This window comes from Mycolicibacter senuensis, assembly GCF_003284925.1.
GTDB classification, from domain to species: domain Bacteria; phylum Actinomycetota; class Actinomycetes; order Mycobacteriales; family Mycobacteriaceae; genus Mycobacterium; species Mycobacterium algericum_A.
Genome location: NZ_QMEX01000219.1, coordinates 1 through 4,187, shown reverse-complemented (window position 1 = coordinate 4,187; position 4,187 = coordinate 1). Strand labels below are relative to the sequence as shown.

Below are 4,187 nucleotides of genomic sequence, written 5' to 3'. Positions count from 1 at the left end.
TAACGGCGGTAACGGCGGTAACGGTGGCGTCGGTGACGCGGGCAACGGCACCGGCGGCGACGGCGGTGCCGGCGGCACCGTGGTCACGCCGGACCTGCCCACCGGACCCGGATCCATCGGCATCAACGATGGTGAGATCAACGGTGGCGCCGGCGCCACCGGGGGCACCGGCGCCACCGATGGCGCCGCGGGTCAGGACGGCGGCACCGCGTAGGTACGACGACAACCGGGAAAGCCCCACGCGCTTCGGCGGGTGGGGCTTTTCCCGTTGCCGAGCGCATACCGTTTACACACCGTCGAGTTAGTCAACGCAACGTTGACTAACTCAACACTACGTTGATAACCTGGCGCCATGACTGAACACCTCGATGTTGTGATCGTCGGCGCCGGCATCTCGGGCATCAGCGCGGCCTGGCACCTGCAGAACCGCTGCCCGAACAAGAGCTACGCGATCCTGGAACGCCGCGACGACCTCGGCGGCACCTGGGACCTGTTCAAATACCCGGGCATCCGCTCGGACTCGGACATGTTCACCCTGGGCTTCCGGTTCAAGCCGTGGCGCTCGGCCCACTCGATCGCCGACGGCGCCTCGATCAAGGCCTACATCAAAGAGGCGGCCACCGAGAACGGCATCGACTCCCACATCCGTTACCGCCAGCACGTGGTGGGTGTCGACTGGTCCGACGCCGATAACCGCTGGACGGTGACCGTGGAGAGCGACGGCAAGCAGACTCAGCTGACCTGCTCGTTCCTGTTCGCCTGCAGCGGCTACTACAACTACGACGAGGGCTACTCGCCCAAGTTCGAAGGCGCGGAAGACTACCGCGCTGCCGGGGGCACCATCGTGCACCCGCAGCACTGGCCGGAGGACCTGGACTACGTCGGCAAGCGCATCGTGGTGATCGGCTCCGGCGCCACCGCGGTCACCCTGATCCCGAGCTTGGTCAACGCCGGCGCCGGCCACGTCACCATGCTGCAGCGCTCACCGACCTACATCGGTTCGCTGCCGCTGGTGGACCCGTTCGCCGAGCGGGCCAACAAGCTGCTGCCGGCGTCCGTCGCCCACGTCGCCAACCGCTGGAAGGCGATCGGCTTCAGCACCTTCCAGTACCAGCTGTCCCGCAAGTTTCCGGCCTTCATGCGCAAGACCCTGCTGACCATGGCCAAGCGCCGACTGCCGGAAGGCTATGACGTCGAGAAGCACTTCGGCCCCAGCTACAAGCCGTGGGACCAGCGGCTGTGCCTGGCGCCCAACGGTGACCTGTTCAAGACCATCCGGAGCGGTAAGGCCGATGTCGTCACCGACACCATCGAGCGGTTCACCAAGACCGGTATCAAGCTCAGTTCGGGGCAGGAGCTGCCGGCGGACATCATCATCACCGCCACCGGGCTGAACCTGCAGCTGTTCGGCGGGGCCGAGGTGCGGCGCAACGGCGAACCGGTGCCGCTTCACGACACCATGGCCTACAAGGGCCTGATGCTCACGGGCATACCGAACATGGCGTTCACGATTGGTTACACGAACGCGTCCTGGACGTTGAAAGCCGACCTGGTGTCGGAGTTCGTCTGCCGGGTGCTCAACCACATGGATGCGCACGGATTCGACACGGTGGTGCCGGGACAGCCCGGCGCCGACATCGAGGGCCGGCCGCTGATGGACTTCACCCCCGGCTATGTGCTTCGGGCGCTGGACTATCTGCCCAAGGCCGGTTCGCGCGCACCGTGGCGGCTCAAGCAGAACTACCTGCTGGATCTGCAGCTGATCCGGCGCGGCAAGGTCGACGACGAGGTACTGCGCTTCACCAAGCACAAGGCTGCGGTCGCGGCCTGACCTGTCACGGCGCTCGCCCTGCCTCGGGCCAGTAGTAGGAGTCGGGGTAGGGGCGGGCGCCGAACAGCGCGGTCCCGATCCGCACCTCGGTGGCGCCCTCGGCGATCGCCAGCGGAAAGTCGCCGCTCATGCCCATCGACAGCCGCGGCAGCTCGTGGCCACGTCCGGCGGCGGCATCGCGTAGCTCGCGAAGCCGGCGGAAAGAGCCCCGAACCTCCTCGGGGTCGGGGGTGTTGATGGCCAGTGTCATCAAGCCCCGCACCCGCAGCGTGGGGTAGTCGGCCAGCTCATCGAGGAACGGCAGCAGCTGCGCGGGATCCAGGCCGTACTTGCTCGGATCTTCGGAGGTCTTGACCTGTACCAGCACATCGATGGCACGGTCCTCGGCGCGTAGCCGCCGGTCCAACGCCGCGGCCAGCCTGGGCCGGTCCAGCGACTGCACTTCGGTGGCCAACCGCGCCACCATGCCGGCCTTGTTGGTCTGTAGATGGCCGATCATCACCCAGTCGATGCCGCAGTCGGCCAGCGGCTCGTACTTGTCCCGGATCTCCTGAACCTTGTTCTCGCCGAACCGCTGCAGGCCCAGACCGACGGCTTCCCGGATCAGCTCCGGGCCGAAGGTCTTGCTCACCGGTAGCACCTTGACATCGCTCGGATCACGCCCGGCGTCGCGGCAGGCGTCGTCGACCCGCTCCCGGAGCCGTTCCCAGCGTGACCGCAGGCTGTCGTCCATCGTGGCGCCGGATCTAGACGACGACGATGCCGTCGTCGTCGCTGTAGACGGTCTCGCCCGGTACGAATGCGATACCGCCGAGCTCGACGACGACGTCGCGTTCCCCGGCGCCGGTCTTGGTGCTCTTGCGGGGATTGGTGCCCAATGCCTTGATCCCGATGTCGAGCGTGCGCAGCATCGCGGCGTCACGCACCGCGCCGTGCACGATCAGGCCCGTCCAGCCGTTGCTGCGGGCCAGCTCGGCGATGAGGTCACCGACCAGCGCGGTGTGCAGCGAACCGGCGCCGTCGATCACCAGCACCCCGCCGTCGCCCGGTTCGGACAGCACCGACTTGAGCAGCGCGTTGTCCTCGAAGCAGCGCACGGTGTTGATCCGGCCGGCGAACTCGTTCCGGCCGCCGAGCTGGCGGAACTGCAGGTCGCAGCTGCGTACATCGGCGCCGATGTCGTCGACGAGGTCGGCGGTCGGCCGGAAGGCTGCGTTCACCGGCAGGCTCAGCCGCGGCGCGCGTGCAGCAGCCGGCGGATCAGCAGCAGCCCGAGCAGGCCGAGGACGCCGGCCGCCAATGCCGCACCGGGTGACCGGCTCGACGACGGCACCGAGGGGGTGAGCGGGTTGCGCGCGGCATCCACCGTCGACTTCGCCTGGGCGGCCGTTTCCTTGGCGCCGTCGGCCAGCCGGCCCGAACCGTTGGTGTCGGCGGGCCGGGCCGCCGGTGCGGGAACCGCGCCGGGCGCCTTCTTGGCGGGTGCCTTCTTCGCGGGAGCTTTCTTGGCCGGTGCCTTCTTGGCCGCCTTGGCCGGTGCCTTCTTGGCGGCCTTGCCCGGGGTCTTCTTGGCGTCCTTGGCGGGTGCCTTCTTGGCCGGCGGATCGGCGGGCCGGTCGGCTCCGGCGGGCTGCGCAGGCTCAGGCGGCGTGGCCGGTGCGGCGGGTTCGGCTAGCGGCGGCTGCGCCGGCTCAGCCGGGGCTGCCGGCTCGGTCGGGGTTGCCGGCTCGGGTACAGCGGCGGATTCGTGGTCGGGCTGGCCCTGCGGATCGGTCATACGGCAGCTCCTCTGGCGGGTTCTCGTCTCGGATCAACTCGGCGGCACCGGCAACTTCGCCCATCATGCCAGTATCCGGCGGCGGCCCACCGGCGGACAGCGGTCAGGATCGCGGCCGATTCAGCCACAGACCAGCTGCGACGAGCGCCACCGCCCCGGCAACGAACGGCCAAATCGGCAGGTCATCCCCGGCGTCCGCATCGCGGCGGGGGACCGGTGCCGGCGCGTCGGCGTGGTCGGTGACGGCCGGGCCGGGTTCGCCGTTGCCGGCCACCGTCAGCCGGAACGGCCACGAACCGGACACCACATGACCGTCGGCGGAGGTGACGCGGTAGTTGACGGTGTACGTGCCGGCCGGCCCGAGGGGACGGACCGCGACGCTGGCGACCGCACCGCGAACCTGCGTTTCACCGGTGGACCACAGCCGCCCGTCGGGCCCGACCACGGTCATGGCGGCGAAGGTGGTCTGCAGTTGTTCGTTGAAGGTGGCGCTAACGCGTTCCGGCCCGCGCGTGAGCTCGGCACCGCCGGCCGGGTCCGCCGACACCAGCACCGCGTGCGCGGCGGCCACCCCTGGGA

General features: G+C 69.2%; 5 protein-coding genes and 1 pseudogene. 2 read left to right on the top strand and 4 right to left on the bottom strand.

Annotated features, from left to right (window positions below; genetic code table 11):
• Together DQP56_RS24900 and DQP56_RS22985 are read left to right on the top strand one after the other, a co-directional pair.
• Positions 1 to 214, top strand: a pseudogene (locus tag DQP56_RS24900) (hypothetical protein); the annotation flags it as partial.
• Between the two features lie 138 nt (positions 215 to 352).
• Positions 353 to 1,831, top strand: a complete 1,479-nt coding sequence (locus DQP56_RS22985; RefSeq protein WP_112689335.1) for a flavin-containing monooxygenase — start codon at positions 353 to 355, stop codon at positions 1,829 to 1,831.
• A gap of 4 nt (positions 1,832 to 1,835) precedes the next feature.
• Here DQP56_RS22985 and DQP56_RS22980 read toward each other — a convergent pair whose 3' ends face one another.
• From DQP56_RS22980 to DQP56_RS22965, 4 genes are all read right to left on the bottom strand, one after another.
• The gene (locus tag DQP56_RS22980; RefSeq protein ID WP_112689333.1) at positions 1,836 to 2,564 is read right to left on the bottom strand and encodes a YggS family pyridoxal phosphate-dependent enzyme; all 729 of its coding nucleotides are present in this window, start codon (positions 2,562 to 2,564) and stop codon (positions 1,836 to 1,838) included.
• 13 nt (positions 2,565 to 2,577) lie between these two features.
• On the bottom strand, positions 2,578 to 3,051 hold the full coding sequence (rraA, locus tag DQP56_RS22975; protein WP_112689331.1) for a ribonuclease E activity regulator RraA: 474 nt from the start codon (positions 3,049 to 3,051) through the stop codon (positions 2,578 to 2,580).
• Positions 3,052 to 3,059: 8 nt separating this feature from the next.
• Positions 3,060 to 3,608, bottom strand: coding sequence for a hypothetical protein (locus DQP56_RS22970; protein WP_112689329.1), 549 nt, complete (start codon positions 3,606 to 3,608; stop codon positions 3,060 to 3,062).
• 103 nt (positions 3,609 to 3,711) lie between these two features.
• The gene (locus DQP56_RS22965; RefSeq protein WP_234825799.1) at positions 3,712 to 4,179 is read right to left on the bottom strand and encodes a copper resistance CopC family protein; all 468 of its coding nucleotides are present in this window, start codon (positions 4,177 to 4,179) and stop codon (positions 3,712 to 3,714) included.
• Positions 4,180 to 4,187: the final 8 nt, after the last annotated feature.

Bases quoted from the DNA above. Each gene is read 5' to 3' on its own strand.
- DQP56_RS22980 (WP_112689333.1), bottom strand. From the start codon at position 2,564: ATGGACGACAGCCTGCGGTCACGCTGGGAACGGCTCCGGGAGCGGGTC.
- DQP56_RS22985 (WP_112689335.1), top strand. From the start codon at position 353: ATGACTGAACACCTCGATGTTGTGATCGTCGGCGCCGGCATCTCGGGC.
- DQP56_RS22970 (WP_112689329.1), bottom strand. From the start codon at position 3,608: ATGACCGATCCGCAGGGCCAGCCCGACCACGAATCCGCCGCTGTACCC.